Origin of the sequence: Runella aurantiaca (genome assembly GCF_003339505.1) — a bacterium.
Lineage (GTDB): Bacteria > Bacteroidota > Bacteroidia > Cytophagales > Spirosomataceae > Runella > Runella aurantiaca.
This window is the reverse complement of the sequence record NZ_QPIW01000012.1, coordinates 125,703-142,563: the sequence shown is the minus strand read 5'-3', so window position 1 is coordinate 142,563 and position 16,861 is coordinate 125,703. Positions and strand designations below refer to the sequence as shown.

Below are 16,861 nucleotides of genomic sequence, written 5' to 3'. Positions count from 1 at the left end.
CGTTCTTGATACATAATCGTTAAACGATGATAATATTTCCGTAATTTTGCGGAACGTTTTAACGAACTAAGTCCCATACCGCCACAGCCTTTAAACTCTTTTTTAAGATTTTAAGTGATGTGGCGGTATGTTTTTTACTAATTTTAGCAACACAATTAACGAAAAGCTCATGGAGCGCATTAAGATTGCCGTTTTAGACATGTACGACGGTCATGCCAACGAGGGTATGCGTTGTATTAAAACATTGGTGGAGAATTTTCTAGCACAGGAGGAAATCGAAGGCAGTTATGAAGTGTTTGATGTTCGTCAAAAATGCGAAGTCCCTGATTTAAGCTACGATATTTATATTTCATCGGGCGGCCCCGGAAACCCTGTACCCGTAGGTGAGCCTTGGGAGAAGCCGTTTTTTATGTTGCTTGACCAAATTTGGCAACACAATCGCCAGCCGCACCATCCGCAAAAAAAGCACCTGATGCTGATTTGTCATTCGTATCAAATGGCCTGTCTGCATTGGAATGTGGGCCTGGTATGTAAGCGGCGGTCAACTTCTTTCGGTATTTTCCCGATGCATAAAACCCAATTTGGGTTGAAAGAACCCGTTTTTGAGCAATTGTTAGATCCATTCTTCGCCGTTGATTCGCGCGACTATCAAGTCATTGAGCCAAACTATCATGAGTTAGAACGCATGGGTGCCAAAGTGCTTTGCATCGAAAAAGAACGCCCCCACGTGGCGCATTTGGAGCGGGCCGTGATGGCGGTGCGATTTTCACGGGAGATTTTCGGTACGCAGTTTCACCCCGAAGCCGATGGTGAAGGGATGTTGCGCCATTTTCAAAAAGAAGAGAAACGAAGCTTGATTATCAAAAACCACGGTGAAGCCAAGTACAACGACATGGTCAATTCATTGCAAGACCCCGACAAAATCCGGCGCACCGAATCGGCCATTATTCCTACTTTTCTTCAACGGGCGGCGGAGCAGTTGGTAGGGGCGCAGTTGGTGTAGTGCTAAATTTGGTATTATCAATTTCTTCTTTATTTTTGATATAAATATTTCAGCATTAACGATGAATGAACTCATTTTTGTAGTAGAAGAAGACCCCGAAGGAGGATATACCGCGCGTGCTTTAGGAGAAAATATCTTCACTCAAGGAGAAACAATGCAGGAGTTGAAAGAAATGATAAGAGATGCTATTGCGTGCCATTTTGATTCACCCGATTTGGCACCTAAAGTAATTCGCCTGCATTTTGTGAAAGAAGAAATTTTTGCGCTCTAAATGAAAATTCCGAGAGACATAACAGGGGTAGAACTTGTCAGATTGTTGAAAAAATTAGATTATGAGGTAGTTCGACAAACAGATAGTCACATCCGAATTCGTACCGAAGTGAAAGGCCAACATCAAGAGACGATTCCTAATCATATTCCCATAAAAATTGGAACGCTTAACGCTATATTGAATAACATTTCTTCTCATTTTGGATTAACAAAAGAACAACTTATTGCAATTTTGTTTGGGTAAACGCCCTTTATAACCTATGATTTCTTCCCTACGACAAGCTTACAACGCTGCTTTTAGCGATGAAAAATACAATGAATTCATCAAAGGTATTCAGGCCGATTGGCCGGGTCAATTGGAGTTTCGAGTGGCAGAAACCCCCGTTTTTGTGCCAGCAGGCCTTAAAAACAAATTGATTGAGGCGGGAGAATCTTTTATTGATGTGATTGTTGGACCCCATTATAAAGCCAAGACCCAGCACTCCATTCCGCCCGGGCAATCTGTCCCCCACGAAAATGACCATGCTTCGTTTTTAGCCATCGACTTTGCGGTTTGTAAAGATGAAAACGGCGAGTTGATGCCTCAATTGATTGAGTTGCAGGGGTTCCCGTCTATTTTTGGGTTTCAGACCTACGTGACCGAGAAGTTCCGTGATTATTTTCCTGTTCCGGCCGAGTTCAGCAACTATTTCAGTGGTATTTTCAATCAGGCAGAATACATTGCTAAGTTGAAAGCGGTGATTTTGGGGAATGAAAACCCCGAAAATGTGATTTTATTGGAAATTTATCCAGAGCAGCAAAAGACCCGTATTGACTTTGCCGTGACCGAGGCTCTGTTGGGCGTAAAAGCCATTTGCTATACTAAAATAAAGAAAATAGGGCGTCAGCTTTTTTACGAGAAAGACGGCCAGAATATCGAAATCAAGCGCATCTACAATCGACTTATCTTTGATGATTTAACCAATTTTCCTGACCTTCAAACCGAGTTTGACCTTACGGATGATGTCGACGTGACGTGGGTAGGGCATCCCAATTGGTTTTTCAGAATCAGTAAATATACGCTTCCGTATTTGAAAAGCCCCTATGTGCCAGATACCCATTTTCTGAGTGAATACAGCGATGATTTTCCCGAAGATTTAGAAAACTACGTGCTGAAACCCCTCTTTTCCTTTGCAGGGAGTGGCGTAAAAATCCACGTTACACGTCAGGATATTGAAGAAGTAACCGACCCTGAAAATTGGATTTTACAACGAAAAGTAACGTACGAGCCCGTCATTGAAGCGCCCGATGGGTTGGTAAAATGTGAAATCAGAATGCTCTATGTTTGGGAAGACAATGCCCCACGTCCACAGTTATTGACGAGCCTAAGTAGGCTGAGCAGGGGTGAAATGATTGGTGTAAGATTCAACAAAGATTTTACTTGGGTAGGCGGAAGTACGTGTTTTTATCAACCTTAATGGGGGAGTGAAGTCAACACAATATCCCCTTTTTCAGGGGATTGAATCTGGCTGATGTTTTGACTTTTTAAGTATCAATCAGTACCTTTGTGTAGGTATTTGAAGTTATCTGCACTAATAGCCGATGGAACGTTTAGCCAATTAAAATTCAGAAAGAAAAAATATCCCTTAAAAAGGGTGATTTGCGAAATTATTCCAATGCGCAAATTTGTACTTTCTGTTGTTGAGCCATTATTCATATATTCTGCCCGAATCGGCTCAGTAGCTTAACCTAAACAATCAATCCCTTGCTTTTTTGTAGATACTACTAACAAAAATCTAGTTTAGTGGTTTTTTGATTGAATAACCGCAATCACCTTTTTAGCTTTTTGCTTAGAAGGAGCTGATTGCTTTTAGATGCATTACCCTAGTTTACCATTTTTATCATTTTATCAACTCTAACAAATCAAATTGCATGAGACACATTTTACGTATTAGCTTGTGGATGCTGGTATGCTTGTCGTTTGTTGCCGTAAGGGCGCAAGACAAGGTTGTGACTGGAAAAGTCACCTCATCCGAAGACGGTGCCGGGCTTCCGGGCGTTTCGATTACGGTAAAAGGCACTACGCGCGGTGCCAACTCTGACGTTGAAGGGAATTATCGTATTTCTATTCCTGACAATGCCACACTGGTATTCAGCTTTGTTGGATTTTCTCCTTTGGAGGAAAAAGTAAACGGACGTTCGGTGATTAATGTTCAACTGATACAGGATACCAAAACACTGAGCGAAATTGTAGTAACGGGTTTTGGTTCACAAATCAAGCGCGAATTGACGGGTAACATCGCTCAGGTAAAAGGAAAAGACATTGAAAATATGCCTACCCCAACCGTAGATGCAGCTTTGCAGGGAAAAGCCGCTGGGGTGTTTATCAACTCAGGCTCGGGTAAATTAGGCCAAGCCGTAACAGTGCGCGTTCGCGGAAACTCATCTATCAGTGCCAGCAGTCAGCCGTTGTATGTAGTAGACGGAACGCCCATCACCACGGGTGACTTTGGTAACTACGGCGGTGAAACCAACGCCTTGGCTGATATAAATCCAAACGATATTGAGTCTATCGAAGTATTGAAAGATGCCTCTGCGGGGGCAATCTACGGTGCCCGCGCCGCCAATGGTGTGGTGTTGATTACCACCAAACGTGGAAAATCAGGTAAAACCAATATTTCTTTCAACTACCAAACGGGAACGGCCGAAGCCGCCCGTCGTTTGCCTTTCCTCAATTCTGAAGAATTTATTTCGTTCTACAAGCAAGCGGCTGGATACCGTGACCGTTTGGCCAATATTGATCCAAATGACCCAGATTCTTTTACTCAGTACATTTTTGGTGCCGGTGGTTTTCTGGAGTATTATAGCTACGGCACTTACGGAACTCCCCAACAAGCAGATGTAAACTGGCAGGAACAGGCTTTTCAAAAAGCGCCGATGCACCAAGCTGATTTGCAATTGAGCGGCGGTAATGACAAAACAAGGTTCTTTATTTCAGGTCAGTACTTAGATCAGACCGGAACGATTATTGGCAACCGATTGAAGCGTATGTCGGGGCGTCTAAACCTTGACCACCAAGCTAACAATTGGCTTTCTATTGGTTTGACAATGAACTTGGCCCGTACCGAAAACCAACGTTTGCCGGATGATAACGCATTCTCTAACCCGTTGCAGATGTCGGCATTGACGCCACTTACACCGTTTCTGGATCCCACCACGGGCCTTCCTGCGGGTACGCCTCCTGGGGATATTAACATTCCTTTGTACTACAACCCAATTATTTCAATCAACTACGCCAAATTTGTGGCAACGTCCATCCGTAACCTAACGAATGGCTACTTGCAGGCCAACATTTTTAAAGGGTTGAAGTTCCGTAGTGAAATAGGGGTTGACTTATTAAACCAGCAGGAAGAAGGATATTTTCAGAGCCAGACTGTACGTAATCAAACCCGTGCCACCAACGGTATTGGTTCAAACTACGGTACGTTTGTGACCAATTATAATACCAACAATTTCTTTGCGTACGACAACAGTTTCGGCAGACACGGAATCAGTGCTACGCTGGGGATGTCATATCAGCAATCTCAGACCAAGACCAACTTCATCGAAGGTACGCAGTTTCCTTCGGACTCTTACCAGCGGATTGCCAGTGCTGCGACCAAATCTGACGGTAACAGTACCGAAACTAATTTCCGGTTCTTGTCTTATTTTGCCCGCGCCAACTATAAATTTGCCGACAAATACTTACTCTCGGCCAGTGCGCGTATCGACGGTTCTTCACGTTTCGGGGCCAACTCACGCTACAGTTTCTTCCCTGCGGTGTCGTTGGGATGGGTGTTGTCGGAAGAGAATTTCCTAAAGAATAATACGGTCATCAGCTTCTTGAAAGCCCGTGCCAGCTACGGCGGAACTGGTAACTCAGAAATCGGGAATTTTCCTCAACTGGGTCTCTTTACGGGTGATGCAGGATACGCAGGGTCGGCGGGTCAGCGTCCGTCACAAATCGGAAACCCTGATTTGAGATGGGAAACAACCTATCAAACTGATTTCGGTATTGACTTTGGCTTCCTTAACAACCGTATCAATGGTGAAATTGATTACTATTTGAAAAATACCTCTGGTTTGTTGTTAAACGTAAACATTCCTGCCACTACTGGTTTCTTGAGCCAAGTGCGTAACGTAGGTAAGTTGGAAAATAAGGGCTTTGAGTTTGTGGTAAATACCCAAAACTTTGTGGGTAAATTTAAGTGGAATACGTCATTCAACTGGGCCAACAATAAGAATAAAGTAACTGATATTCAGGGACAAATCATCGAAGGTGGAATTCGCAACATGAACCGCGTAGTAGAAGGCCAGCCTATCGGGGTGTTTTACACAGTTGAATATGCGGGCGTAAATCCTGACAACGGCGATGCGTTGTTTTACAAGAATACCACAGGTACCGATGGTTCTGTTGACAGAACAACCGTAACCAACGCGGGATATAACTCTGCGCAGCGGGTAGTGGTAGGAAATCCCAACCCGAAATTTATCGGAGGTATTACCAACTCATTCTCTTACAAGGGCATTGATTTAAGCGTATTCTTCAACGGAGTGTATGGCAACCAAGTAAACTTCTACGGGGTAGGTCAATATTCGTCGGCCAACGGTATATATGAAGATAACCAAACCAAAGACCAGTTGAACGCGTGGACTCCCGAAAACCGCAACACCGACGTTCCAGAGGCGCGTTATCTGCGTGGCAACGGAAATCAGGCTTCTAGTCGTTATATTTTCGATGGTTCGTATCTCCGCTTACGTACGGCTACATTGAGCTATACGCTGCCGACGAGCCTCGTTAATCGTGTGAAATTAGACAAAGTTAAATTGTACGTTTCGGGGATGAACTTAGCCACTTTTACCAATTATAAAGGTTGGGATCCTGAAGTAAGCGCCGATAGCTTTACCAGCAATTTTGCCATTGGTAACGACTTCTATACGCCGCCTCAGCCGCGTACCATTTTGTTTGGTATCAATATTGGTTTGTAAATCCTCTTTAAAACGACTTTCAGAAAATGAATAGACTATTCAAATATAGCTTTTTAACCGCTGCCGCGTTGACGCTGTTGAGCGGTTGCGACCAAAAACTCAATGTAGCACCCACCCAAAGTATTGATGATGTGGCCGCTTTGAGTACTTCCAAAGACGTTGAAGTGACCCTGATTGGTTGTTACGACGGTATTCAGGATGATGATGTGTACGGAGGTGCTTTTCAGTACGTATCCGATCTATACGGTGATGCGGGTGAAATTCGCTTTGGCGGTACGTTTGCCAACTTACTCGAAATTTTTGATAAGCAATTAACCACCGCTAATTCAACCGCTAGTGTGACTTGGAGCGATACTTATCGGGCCATCAACCGTTGTAACAATGTTTTGTCAGCTTTGGATAAGGTAGAAGAGGCCAAAAAGGCGCGTATCGAAGGTGAAGCACGTTTTATCCGTGGTTCGTTGTACTTTGAATTGGTACGTCTTTATGCCAAAACATGGGGCGACGGCGACAATGCCGCCAATGCAGGGGTGCCGCTTGTGCTTGAGCCTACGCGCAGCGTAACCGATGCTGACTACAGAAAACGCAACAGCGTAGCCGAAGTGTACGCGCAGGTATTGGACGATTTGACCAAAGCCGAGAATTTATTGCCCGCTTCCAACACTATTTATGCTACCAAAAATGCCGCCGCTGGTATGTTGGCCCGGGTGTATTTGCAGCAGGGAAATTATGCCTCTGCCCGAGACGCAGCCAATCGCGTCATCACTTCTGGTCGTCAGCGTTTGGTGACTCCATTTAGTTCTTTGTTTTACACGTTTTTGAGAAATGGTGGTGCAAATCCCGCCGAATACATTTTCTCAACCACTGTAACCGCCCAAGATGGTTCCAATAGCCTCAATACTTATTTTGGCGCAACGGTAAGTACGATTCCAGGTACCGCAGGTCGCGGTGATTTTCGTATTTTGCCAGCCCACCGTGCCCTATACGGAGCGGGTGATACGCGGGGTGAGTTCTTCCAAGTAGCTGCTAATAATACCTTTACTCAAAAGCACTTAGACCGTTTTGGAAATGTTCCTATCATGCGTTTGGCGGAGATGCATTTGATTCGTGCCGAAGCTAATTTTCGCCTTGGCACGACTGTGGGAGCGGCTCCTTTGGCAGATATCAATGCGATTCGTGCCAGAGCGGGTGCAACGGCTTTAACTGAGGTGACCATTGCTGATATTTTGAAAGAACGCAAGTTGGAACTGGCCTTTGAAGGGCACACCTTGCACGATATTAAGCGTTTGAAAGGAAAAGTGGGCGCGTTGGATTACAACAGCCCCCGTTTGATTTTCCCCATTCCGCAGCGTGAAATAGATGCCAATAAGCAATTGACGCAAAACGTGGGTTACTAGAAACCGCTCCACGGTTTTGTTATTCTTAAAAACAAAAAACCTTCGGCCTTGGTCGAAGGTTTTTTGTTGATATTTGCAGCTGAAAAATGGAATTCTCAATGACCAACACACTCTCTCACCGACAACAGCTTTTTTATAACCACCTCGCCCAAACCTCCGATTTTCCGTTGGCACTGGACATTGAACGGGCCGAGGGAATCTATTTATACGGTCAAAACGGCCAACGCTACATCGACATGATTTCGGGGATTGCCGTCAGCAACGTGGGGCATCGGCACCCAAAAGTGCTGGAAGCTATTCATGATCAGTTGGATAAATACATGCATTTGATGGTGTATGGCGAATACATCGAAACCCCGCAGGTCAAACTTGCCGAAGCGTTGGTTAAAACGATAAACTTGGAAAGTCTTCAAGACTTCCCAAGTTTGGACAATGTCTATTTCACCAACTCTGGCACCGAAGCCGTGGAAGGAGCCATGAAGTTGGCCAAGCGTTTTACGGGGCGTTCCGAAATTATTTCCTGTTTTAATGCCTACCACGGCTCTACGCAGGGCGCGTTGAGTCTGGCGGGGGCGGAGTTTTTTAAGCGGAGTTTTCGGCCTTTATTGCCTGATGTTCGTCATATTCGGCACGGAGTGCTGGAAGATTTAGATAAAATTACGACCCGCACGGCGGCGGTGATTATTGAGGTGATTTCGGGAGAAGCGGGCGTGCGCGTACCCACCGAAGCCTATCACCAAGCCCTCCGAAAACGCTGCGACGAGACAGGCACGCTCCTGATTTTTGATGAAATTCAAACGGGCTTTGGCCGAACGGGTAGCTTCTGGGCGTTTGAACATTACAACGTGGTGCCAGATGTGCTTTTGTGCGCCAAAGGCATGGGCGGTGGTATGCCCATCGGAGCCTTTATTGCGTCCAAAGAAATCATGTCTGTTTTTAAAAATAATCCAATTTTGGGTCATATAACCACTTTTGGCGGCCATCCAGTGAGTTGTGCGGCTTCGTTGGCCACGTTGGAAGTGGTACAGGATATTTTGTATGGAACACGGGGGAACGGAGAAACGGAGGAATTGAGCGTTGGTGAGAAAGGGGATTTGATAAAAAGATTGTTGATTCATCCAAAAATAAAAGAGATACGCGGCAGGGGGCTGATGTTGGCGGTAGAGTTTGTCTCTTTTGACGTGTTGAAACCCATCATCGACCGGGCCATTCAAAACAGTCAAAGCGGCGGTGGCGTTATCACGGATTGGTTCTTATTTTGTGATAATTCCATGAGGTTGGCGCCGCCTTTGGTTATTTCTGAAGCGCAGATTCGCGAGGCCTGCGCGATAATTTTGGAAGCGATTGATTAACAAATTTTGATACCTTTGCAGCGAAAGTCGTGACCCGATTTTTAACCTCCACCAATCTCAATTAATAACTAACGGAAAAAGTACCCAATGGACACCAGATTTTTAGGCGTAGGCGTTGCGCTTGTGACCCCTTTTGACGCTAACCACGACATTGATTTTCCTGCTCTCCAAAAACTCCTTCACTTTGTAAGCGATAGTGGCGTTAACTACCTTGTGGTACAGGGTACTACGGGAGAAACATCGACCACCACTGCACAGGAAAAACTCGATTTGCTGAAGTTTGTGCAGGAAAACAACCCTAAAAAGCTTCCCATTGTGTATGGGCTGGGAGGAAACAATACCCGCGCGGTGCTGGAAACATTCAAACAAACGGATTTGACGGGCGTGGATGCGGTGTTATCGGTATGTCCTTACTATAATAAACCTTCGCAAAAAGGCTTGATTGCGCATTTTACGGCCATTGCTGACGCAAGCCCAGTGCCCGTTTTTCTGTACAATGTACCTGGACGAACTGTGGTCAACATGAAGGTAGAAACCATCGCCGAATTGGCAAAACACCCAAACATCATCGGTATCAAAGATGCGTGTGGAAATTTTGACCAGTACATGGAACTCGCCAGCGAATGCCCGAGTGATTTTCTCTTGATTTCGGGAGATGATAACCACGTGACACCGATGGTAAGTGTGGGTTGGAGGGGTGTTATTTCGGTGATTGCCAATGCATTTCCGAAAGAATTTACTGAAATGACCTGGCACGCCATCGAAGGCCGCATGGACGAAGCCGCCGCTATTCAGTACCGTTTTCTGGACATGGATGCGCCGTTGTACGCCGAGTCTAACCCCGTAGGAATCAAAAAGTGCCTTGAAATCAAAGGTATTTGCAGCAGTGAGGTTCGTTTGCCGTTGGTCAAAGCGTCAGATGAATTGGGCGTTACGCTGAAAGCCATTATGGAAAAAGAAGGGCTGATGTAAGCTCTGCGACATTGATATACAAAGCAAAAGCGCGGGACCCAGTCTCGCGCTTTTGCTTTGTGGTGGTGCAGGTTTTGAGAAACCTGCACCACGTTCTACGAAAACCTGCACTACGTTCTACGAAAACCTGCACCATGTTCTCGTTAAGGAACCATAAATACGGCGTTGGAAAACAGCAGTTTGCCATTGTACCAGAACCCACGGAAAAGCGGGTCGTTGGCCATGTAAATCACCTTGCCGCGTCCCATTTCTTCTACGCCGTAAAACAGCGCATTTTGTAGTTTTTCTTTGGCGTTTTTGCCCGTAAAGCCAGCCACGTAGCTTTCTTTTTCTTTCTTCAAATACCCCACGTTCCAACCATCTTTCAGGAAGTCGTAGTTGTAAGTGTTGTTGACCAACGCAAAGAAATGGTCAGGAAAACCAAAAGCTAACGGGTGAGAATTGTCAAGTTTGATGCGGTAAATACTGCCCGGGGTATCGTCAGAAACTGCTTCGCGCTCACGGTTGCCGTATACTTTGAGCGAGTCGGCCGATGTTTTTTTGTCCATTTTCTTGCCGTCCTCTTTTTTGTTTTTGAGGCCAAATCCTTCTTTGTCGGCCAATAACGAGGTAGCGTTTTCTAACAAAATCAATTTGCCACCTCCGCGCAACCACTCACGCAATGCAGGAAATTGGCTTTCGCGCAGGATATTTGCACCAAACGAAGTAGGAATAATCAACACGTCCAGTTTCGCAAACGGCAAGCTGCTCGTAAAACGGGTGTTGGGGTCAATCAGCGTGATGGGGTATTTGAGTTCTTGATCGAAGAAATGCCACACCTCGCCCACGGCGGTCATTGAGGTACCTTCGCCTGCAATCAGGCCGATGCGCGGAGCTGCTTTTAGGTTAAAGACATAATCAGAACCAAAATCAGAGCCTTTGGTAGCGCCGCCGCCCTCGGTGGCGTTGAGGGTTATGCCAAGTTTGGTGGCTTCTGCACGAATGATTTTGTCGAAGGCATCACCTAGCTGCTCATTGCCTGCGCGGGTAATGACAAGCGTTCCCTGAGCGTACGCTTTGCCGCCAATTTCAAACGGCTTTTCGGCCGCCCGAACGCGAATTTTTTGTTTCAGAACCGCCGCCAAAAACTTTGCATCTTCGGCTGATTTCCAATTGACAAGGTACGCGTAAGGCTTGTTTACCATGGCCGTTGCGGGTTGCGCAGTGGCGGCTGGTTGCGTGCCGGGCATAAGTTTCTCTTTAACACCGTAAGTTTTGGCTCCAAATGCCAACGGAACGCACCACGACGTAATGTCATACGTCACTGAATCTTCCAGTTTAGGTTTGGTTTCAAATAATATTTTCAACAAGTTGGATTTGGGCTGATAGGCGCTGATGACCAAATCGCCCGCGTCGGTCTTGAAGGCTTCGTCTTTTTGATTTAAGTAATTATAACCGGTCAATGATTTGGAGTCGGTGGCGTATCCGTAGCGAATCTGGTTTTTGTCCAACAACTCTTTCAATGCTTTGATACGGCCTTCTTCACCCGCGGTTTTTATCACGTACGACTTATAGTTTCCAAGCGGGTTGTTTTGGTTACGGTCATAAAATTTAATGAATTCGTCCACTACTTTAGCAGAGCGGTCGGCAATGGCTTCCATGGTGGCAATACTGGCCGCTGCCACGTGGGCTACGCGGTCGGTAAGGCGCAGGGTGTCGCCTTCTTCGGTGCGCTCGTAGGCCAATCCAGCAATTCCGCCGCCGCCTTGTTCGTAGGTCATCGCGATGGCACCGTTGTAGGTAGGCCAAGTGTCGCCGTAGCTGGGGTAAAACAAATCGAAGCGCTCGCGGGTGTAGTACAACCAGTTGTTACGGTCAAAATAACGTTTGTTATAAGTTCCGACCACATCCTGCATTTCGCGTTGCCAAGGGGTAATATCTTCGTGGTAGGGCTTGGCAGAGGGTGCAAAATAATACGGACTGTTGGGGCCCATTTCGTGAAAATCGCCGTGAACGTGCGGCATCCATTGGTGATATACGGCAACCAACTGTTGCATGATTTCCTGCGTTTGCCAAGCCCAATCGCGGTTGGGGTCAAACAAATAGTGGTTGTAGCGACCGCCCGGCCACGGCTCGCCGTGTTCCCAGGCGGAGGTATTGGCGTTGGGCGAAGTGCCTATTTTTTGGTTGTACCAGTTTACGTATCGGTCGTGGCCGTCGGGGTTGAGACAAGGCGCGAGAATGATAACGGCATTTTTGAGGATTTTGTCCGACACGGTTCCACCCGCCAACAGTTCGTGCAGTACTTTGGGGAAAGCGGCGGAGTTGGTGGCTTCGTTGCCGTGTACGTTGTAGCTCATCCAAATCACGGCTGGGCGGGTTTTGCTCGTGGGCTGACCGGCCAACATTCCAATGCTTTTGAGGTGGTCGGTGCGAATTTGCTCCAAGTTTTTCATGTTTTCTTCGGAACTCACCACGACCATCATCAACGGGCGTTTTTCAAATGTTTGGCCATACGACATTACCTTCACCTTGGCGGGAACCTGAGAGGCAGCATGGTCGGCGTATTGGTACAACCGATGCGTAGGAACCATTTGTTCGCCAGGTGCAAAACCGAAAAATTGTTGGGGAGATTGGAGTTGAGCAAAGGACTGAAGTGTCAGGAGTAATCCTGCTAAAATGAACGTAAATTTTCTCATTGGGTTTTGTTTGAAGATAAATGGCATTCTAAGGACTTTTGTAACAAAGATAGACAAACTTCTTTTGAATGTATTTGACAAATTTAGCCGTAGTAACCATAGAAAACGACGTATTGGTGCTTTTTAGAGAAACTAACTGTAACAACTTCATGAAATCTCGTCGTGATTTTCTTCTCAAGATTGGTGGCTCGGCGCTCACCCTGCCTTTGGTATCTGCACTGACCCCAGCGGAGGCCGCCGTACTTCCTGAAACTAGCCCTGTGGCCGACAAACAACTTCGGGTGGTCTTGGTAGGCCTTGGAAGTTATGCAGAGCGGGTGGCTACTGCCATGAAAGACTGCAAAATAGCCAAGTTGGTGGGGGGAGTAACGGGAACACCCGAAAAAGTCGGAAAATGGTCGGATAAATTTGGTTTGGACAAAGCCAATTTTTACGATTATAAAGACTTTGAAAAAATCAAAGATAATCCCAACATCGACGCGGTCTACATTACGCTGCCCAATTCAATGCACCACGAATATACCCTTCGGGCCGCTAAAATGGGTAAACACGTCATTTGTGAAAAACCCATGAGCGTCAGCGTAAAACAGGCCCAAGAGATGATTGCCGCCTGTAAAAAAGCAAATGTGAAGCTATATATTGGTTACCGACTGCACTTTGAACCCTACACCCGCGAATTGATACGGATGCGAGAATCGGGTGAATTGGGCAAAATTATGCATGTAAACACCTACGACGGCTTCAAAAGCGGTAACCCTAATCAATGGAGACTCAAAAAAGCCCTCGCGGGAGGAGGCGCCCTGATGGATGTCGGTATTTACTGTATCAATGGTGCTCGCTACGCCACAGGTGAAGAGCCTATTTGGGTTTCGGCAGAAGAAGCCAAAACTGACCCCGTAAAATTTAAGGAAGTAGACGAGACCGTGACCTGGCAAATGGGCTTTCCTAGTGGGGTAATAGCTTCCTGTTCAACTACTTATAATTTTAATAATTTTGAACGCCTCTATGTAATTGGTGAAAAAGGCTTTGTCGAACTCGGTCCTGCTTTTGGCTACGGCCCCATGAAAGGCCGCACCCATAAAGGCGAAATGAGCTGGGACACGACCAAAATGCACCAAACTTGGCAAATGGACGGCATGGCCGATTGTATTCTGAACGGAAAACCAGAACCCAACATATCGGGCGAAGAAGGTTTGAAAGATATGAAAGTGATAGAAGCGATTTACAAATCCATTGCGGCGGGAGGTAAAAAAGTGCCCGTTTAGCTACTTTAGCTACCTCATTTATCAAAAAAGGCTTGCCATCGGCAAGCCTTTTTTGATGAGTAATTGTCCTGTTTTTTTTATGCTTCATCAATAAAACTTCGGCCCGAAGGCGTCAAAAATTCTTCGTGGGCCTCGTCGGGTTGGCCGTCATCGTGGGTGTTTTGAATGATGGACCATTCTGGAAACTCCTTGGTTTCTTGCGCCACATTTCTTGGATTTTTTGGCTCATCATACGCTTTATTGGCGGCCTCGTTGGGCTGCTCGGCATCCTGAATCCACAAGTCTGATGCGGAATTCCCGATGGATGCATTTGAATTGTTATTTGAGGGTGTCTGCATGTCTTTTATCGGTTTATGGAGGAATACACTGTTCTATTTATATTAAAAAAATGGACCACCCACACTATGCCTGATTTGGCTATTCCTGTTTTTGGTGTCGGGTAGTTTATTGCCCTTTTTGTAGAAAGTTGGGGTTGAATTTTACCCTCTTTTAGCTGATTTACTGCTTGGTACAAAGTTTTTACCCTATCAAAACATATCAATAATTATCGTTAAAAATCTAAGTTGAAAATTATGAAAAAGTACATAATAATAGTTGCGCTATTGGTTGGTGGATTGACCTTTGCGGGTTGTGAAAGCAAGCAGGAAAATGCCAAGGAAGAATTGACCGAGGCCCAAAAAGAAGCCAAAGAAGCAAGCGCCGAAGTAACCGAAGATTTGACGGAAGCCAAAGAGGAGGCCACCGCCAAACAAAAAGAAATTGTGGCCGAACTCAAGCAGGAAGAGCGGGAGTTTTTGGTGACGATGGAGGAAAGAAGAATGGAAATTAAAACCCGTATTGAGAAGTTGGACCGCGATATAGACAAAGCCAATAGCTCCGAAAAGATTCGTTTGCGGGCGCAAAGAGACCGATTGGATGCCCGACTGAAGGATGTAGACAACGATATTGCCGAGCTTAAAGGGGGATTGAAACGCGATTGGAAAGAATTTAAATCGGATTTTCAGAAAAATATCGACGAACTCAAGCGAGACTTGAAAGACTAGTTGAAGCCTTGGAATGTTGCTGATCAGAAAAATCAAAAACGTTCTAAATCTATTTGCCCAAAGAATGCCGTACGTTAAAAAGTAAAGCAATAACGGTTGCGGAAAGACGATAAACGAGTACCCCTTGCTTTTGCCTTTATTAGTTTCAATACTATTTTTTAACAAACCAATTGTATGAACATTTTAAAAAACACACCATCATCCCTTGAAAGCAACAGTGGTTTGCTTGTAAAGGGTGTGCATCGGCGCTCATTTCTCAAATGGGCCGGAGGAACGGCAGCGGCTACGTCGCTGATTTTGACGGGATGTAAAGAGGACGACCCAGTGATTGTGGCGGGAGAGGTGAATTTTGGTACTGGCGACAACGCGGTGTTGAATTATGCGTATGCATTGGAACAACTCGAAGCGGCTTTTTATCAGCGAGTTATCGAGTCTCAATTCTCAGGAATTACCGCTGATGAAAGGTCTTTATTGACTGACATCAGAGACCATGAAATGGCACACCGCGAATTTTTCAAGGCGGCTCTTGGTGCCAATGCCATTGGTGGATTGGAAGTGGATTTTAGTTCTATTGACTTCTCAAAACGTGAAAGTGTACTGAATGCCGCAAAAACCTTCGAAGATTTGGGAGTGGCGGCCTACAACGGAGCGGGACGCTTCCTGACTTCGCCCGATTTGCTGGCCATTGCTGGGAAAATCGTGTCGGTAGAGGCACGTCATGCGGCTTATATCCGTGATTTAATCAGCAACGGAACGTTTGCCGATAGCACCGTCATTGATTCCAACGGCTTGGAAATGTCCAAAGAGCCGTCGGCAGTGTTAACGGCTGCGGCTCCATTTATTAAAACAAAAATCAACGCCGGTACATTGGCATAACCAAGGGAACATCATGGATTTTTTGAAAATATTAAATATGATTGAGGAGCGTGACCCTGAAATGAGTGACCGCCTCAACAGCCGCCGCAAGGCACTGCGCGACTTTGCCGATTTAGGTAAAAAACTCACCATGGCGGCGGTGCCGCTGGCGGTAGGTAGTATGTTTCAGAAGGCTTATGGCCAATCAACCACCAATGTGGTGGATGTGCTCAACTACGCGCTTACGCTCGAATACCTTGAGTATCGTTTTTACGAAAAAGCGCTGGCAAGTGCGGGATTGATTCCTGCGGGAGCGCCCACTGCGGCCATTACGACCATCATGAACCACGAAAAAGCGCACGTGGATTTTCTAAAAACGGCCATCACTGGAGCAGGTGGAACGCCAGTTGTAGAGCCAACGTTTGACTTTTCAGGGGGACAAGGTAGCGGTACAGGGCCTTTTGCCACGGCTTTTACCAACTACCAATTGTTTTTGGCCGTTGCCCAATCGCTAGAAGATACGGGTGTTCGTGCTTACAAAGGACAAGCACCCAATTTGGTACAGCAAAATGCCGTGCTTACCGCCGCGCTCAATATTCACTCGGTCGAAGCCCGCCACGCGGCACATATTCGTATGATGCGGAAAGCCAATGGTGCTTCGGTTAAGCCGTGGATTACTGGCAACGACAGTGGCATTGATAACGTCGTTGTTCAGCCCATTTATAATGGTGAAGAAAATACAACCCAAGCCGGGGTAGACGTCAAAACGCTCGGTGGCTTCTCGGCCAATGCCGTCACCGAAGCATTTGACGAGCCATTGACCAAAGAGCAAGTACTGGCCGTTGCTACGTTGTTCATTGCATCGTAGGTCTGTGTCGGTTGAAAAAAAAAGGGGGAGGCTTACGAGTCTCCCTTTTTTTTATACTTAAAAAATGAAATATGGGGCGGCTTTTAAAAGTTAAGTACAAATACGTATGTTATTTTAGAATATTGAGTAGTGGCTATGTGTAGATAAATAA

14 protein-coding genes are annotated in these 16,861 nt (G+C 46.0%); 12 read left to right on the top strand and 2 right to left on the bottom strand.

Annotated elements, in window-relative coordinates; translation table 11 throughout:
- The first annotated feature begins 169 nt into the window (after positions 1–169).
- The 8 genes from DVG78_RS15925 to dapA all read left to right on the top strand — a co-directional run bounded on the left by DVG78_RS15925 (position 170) and on the right by dapA (position 10,001).
- Positions 170–1,003: a type 1 glutamine amidotransferase gene (locus tag DVG78_RS15925; protein ID WP_114462089.1), complete on the top strand. Its 834-nt coding sequence runs from the start codon at positions 170–172 to the stop codon at positions 1,001–1,003.
- A gap of 61 nt (positions 1,004–1,064) precedes the next feature.
- Entirely contained in the window at positions 1,065–1,274 is a 210-nt protein-coding gene (locus tag DVG78_RS15920; protein ID WP_114462052.1) for a type II toxin-antitoxin system HicB family antitoxin, read from the top strand.
- Positions 1,275–1,517, top strand: a complete 243-nt coding sequence (locus tag DVG78_RS15915; RefSeq protein ID WP_114462051.1) for a type II toxin-antitoxin system HicA family toxin — start codon at positions 1,275–1,277, stop codon at positions 1,515–1,517.
- A gap of 16 nt (positions 1,518–1,533) precedes the next feature.
- Positions 1,534–2,730, top strand: a complete 1,197-nt coding sequence (locus tag DVG78_RS15910) for a hypothetical protein (protein ID WP_114462050.1) — start codon at positions 1,534–1,536, stop codon at positions 2,728–2,730.
- A 454-nt stretch (positions 2,731–3,184) separates the two neighbouring features.
- A complete protein-coding gene (locus DVG78_RS15905; protein ID WP_114462049.1) occupies positions 3,185–6,280 on the top strand; it encodes a SusC/RagA family TonB-linked outer membrane protein in 3,096 nt (1,031 codons plus the stop codon).
- Positions 6,281–6,306: 26 nt separating this feature from the next.
- A complete protein-coding gene (locus DVG78_RS15900; RefSeq protein WP_114462048.1) occupies positions 6,307–7,677 on the top strand; it encodes a RagB/SusD family nutrient uptake outer membrane protein in 1,371 nt (456 codons plus the stop codon).
- A gap of 98 nt (positions 7,678–7,775) precedes the next feature.
- On the top strand, positions 7,776–9,029 hold the full coding sequence (locus DVG78_RS15895; protein WP_114462047.1) for an aspartate aminotransferase family protein: 1,254 nt from the start codon (positions 7,776–7,778) through the stop codon (positions 9,027–9,029).
- An 87-nt stretch (positions 9,030–9,116) separates the two neighbouring features.
- Positions 9,117–10,001 carry a 4-hydroxy-tetrahydrodipicolinate synthase gene (gene dapA, locus DVG78_RS15890; protein WP_114462046.1) on the top strand — a complete coding sequence of 295 codons (885 nt, stop codon included), beginning with the start codon at positions 9,117–9,119 and terminating at the stop codon, positions 9,999–10,001.
- A gap of 143 nt (positions 10,002–10,144) precedes the next feature.
- Here the strand turns inward: dapA and DVG78_RS15885 are convergent, their stop codons facing one another.
- Positions 10,145–12,679 (bottom strand): M14 metallopeptidase family protein, encoded by a 2,535-nt coding sequence (locus DVG78_RS15885; RefSeq protein WP_114462088.1) that lies wholly within the window; start codon positions 12,677–12,679, stop codon positions 10,145–10,147.
- 149 nt (positions 12,680–12,828) lie between these two features.
- Between DVG78_RS15885 and DVG78_RS15880 the strand changes: the two genes are divergently transcribed.
- Positions 12,829–13,944 carry a Gfo/Idh/MocA family protein gene (locus DVG78_RS15880; RefSeq protein ID WP_114070234.1) on the top strand — a complete coding sequence of 372 codons (1,116 nt, stop codon included), beginning with the start codon at positions 12,829–12,831 and terminating at the stop codon, positions 13,942–13,944.
- A gap of 77 nt (positions 13,945–14,021) precedes the next feature.
- Here DVG78_RS15880 and DVG78_RS15875 read toward each other — a convergent pair whose 3' ends face one another.
- Positions 14,022–14,282, bottom strand: coding sequence for a hypothetical protein (locus DVG78_RS15875; protein WP_147277097.1), 261 nt, complete (start codon positions 14,280–14,282; stop codon positions 14,022–14,024).
- 234 nt (positions 14,283–14,516) lie between these two features.
- Here DVG78_RS15875 and DVG78_RS15870 point away from each other — a divergent pair, with 234 nt between their 5' ends.
- The 3 genes from DVG78_RS15870 to DVG78_RS15860 all read left to right on the top strand — a co-directional run bounded on the left by DVG78_RS15870 (position 14,517) and on the right by DVG78_RS15860 (position 16,710).
- A complete protein-coding gene (locus DVG78_RS15870; protein WP_114462044.1) occupies positions 14,517–14,987 on the top strand; it encodes a hypothetical protein in 471 nt (156 codons plus the stop codon).
- 174 nt (positions 14,988–15,161) lie between these two features.
- Positions 15,162–15,863 (top strand): ferritin-like domain-containing protein, encoded by a 702-nt coding sequence (locus tag DVG78_RS15865; protein ID WP_114462043.1) that lies wholly within the window; start codon positions 15,162–15,164, stop codon positions 15,861–15,863.
- A 13-nt stretch (positions 15,864–15,876) separates the two neighbouring features.
- A complete protein-coding gene (locus DVG78_RS15860; protein ID WP_114462042.1) occupies positions 15,877–16,710 on the top strand; it encodes a ferritin-like domain-containing protein in 834 nt (277 codons plus the stop codon).
- Positions 16,711–16,861: the final 151 nt, after the last annotated feature.

Bases quoted from the DNA above. Each gene is read 5' to 3' on its own strand.
- DVG78_RS15925 (WP_114462089.1), top strand. From the start codon at position 170: ATGGAGCGCATTAAGATTGCCGTTTTAGACATGTACGACGGTCATGCC.
- DVG78_RS15920 (WP_114462052.1), top strand. From the start codon at position 1,065: ATGAATGAACTCATTTTTGTAGTAGAAGAAGACCCCGAAGGAGGATAT.
- DVG78_RS15915 (WP_114462051.1), top strand. From the start codon at position 1,275: ATGAAAATTCCGAGAGACATAACAGGGGTAGAACTTGTCAGATTGTTG.
- DVG78_RS15910 (WP_114462050.1), top strand. From the start codon at position 1,534: ATGATTTCTTCCCTACGACAAGCTTACAACGCTGCTTTTAGCGATGAA.
- DVG78_RS15905 (WP_114462049.1), top strand. From the start codon at position 3,185: ATGAGACACATTTTACGTATTAGCTTGTGGATGCTGGTATGCTTGTCG.
- DVG78_RS15900 (WP_114462048.1), top strand. From the start codon at position 6,307: ATGAATAGACTATTCAAATATAGCTTTTTAACCGCTGCCGCGTTGACG.
- DVG78_RS15895 (WP_114462047.1), top strand. From the start codon at position 7,776: ATGACCAACACACTCTCTCACCGACAACAGCTTTTTTATAACCACCTC.
- dapA (WP_114462046.1), top strand. From the start codon at position 9,117: ATGGACACCAGATTTTTAGGCGTAGGCGTTGCGCTTGTGACCCCTTTT.
- DVG78_RS15885 (WP_114462088.1), bottom strand. From the start codon at position 12,679: ATGAGAAAATTTACGTTCATTTTAGCAGGATTACTCCTGACACTTCAG.
- DVG78_RS15880 (WP_114070234.1), top strand. From the start codon at position 12,829: ATGAAATCTCGTCGTGATTTTCTTCTCAAGATTGGTGGCTCGGCGCTC.
- DVG78_RS15875 (WP_147277097.1), bottom strand. From the start codon at position 14,282: ATGCAGACACCCTCAAATAACAATTCAAATGCATCCATCGGGAATTCC.
- DVG78_RS15870 (WP_114462044.1), top strand. From the start codon at position 14,517: ATGAAAAAGTACATAATAATAGTTGCGCTATTGGTTGGTGGATTGACC.
- DVG78_RS15865 (WP_114462043.1), top strand. From the start codon at position 15,162: ATGAACATTTTAAAAAACACACCATCATCCCTTGAAAGCAACAGTGGT.
- DVG78_RS15860 (WP_114462042.1), top strand. From the start codon at position 15,877: ATGGATTTTTTGAAAATATTAAATATGATTGAGGAGCGTGACCCTGAA.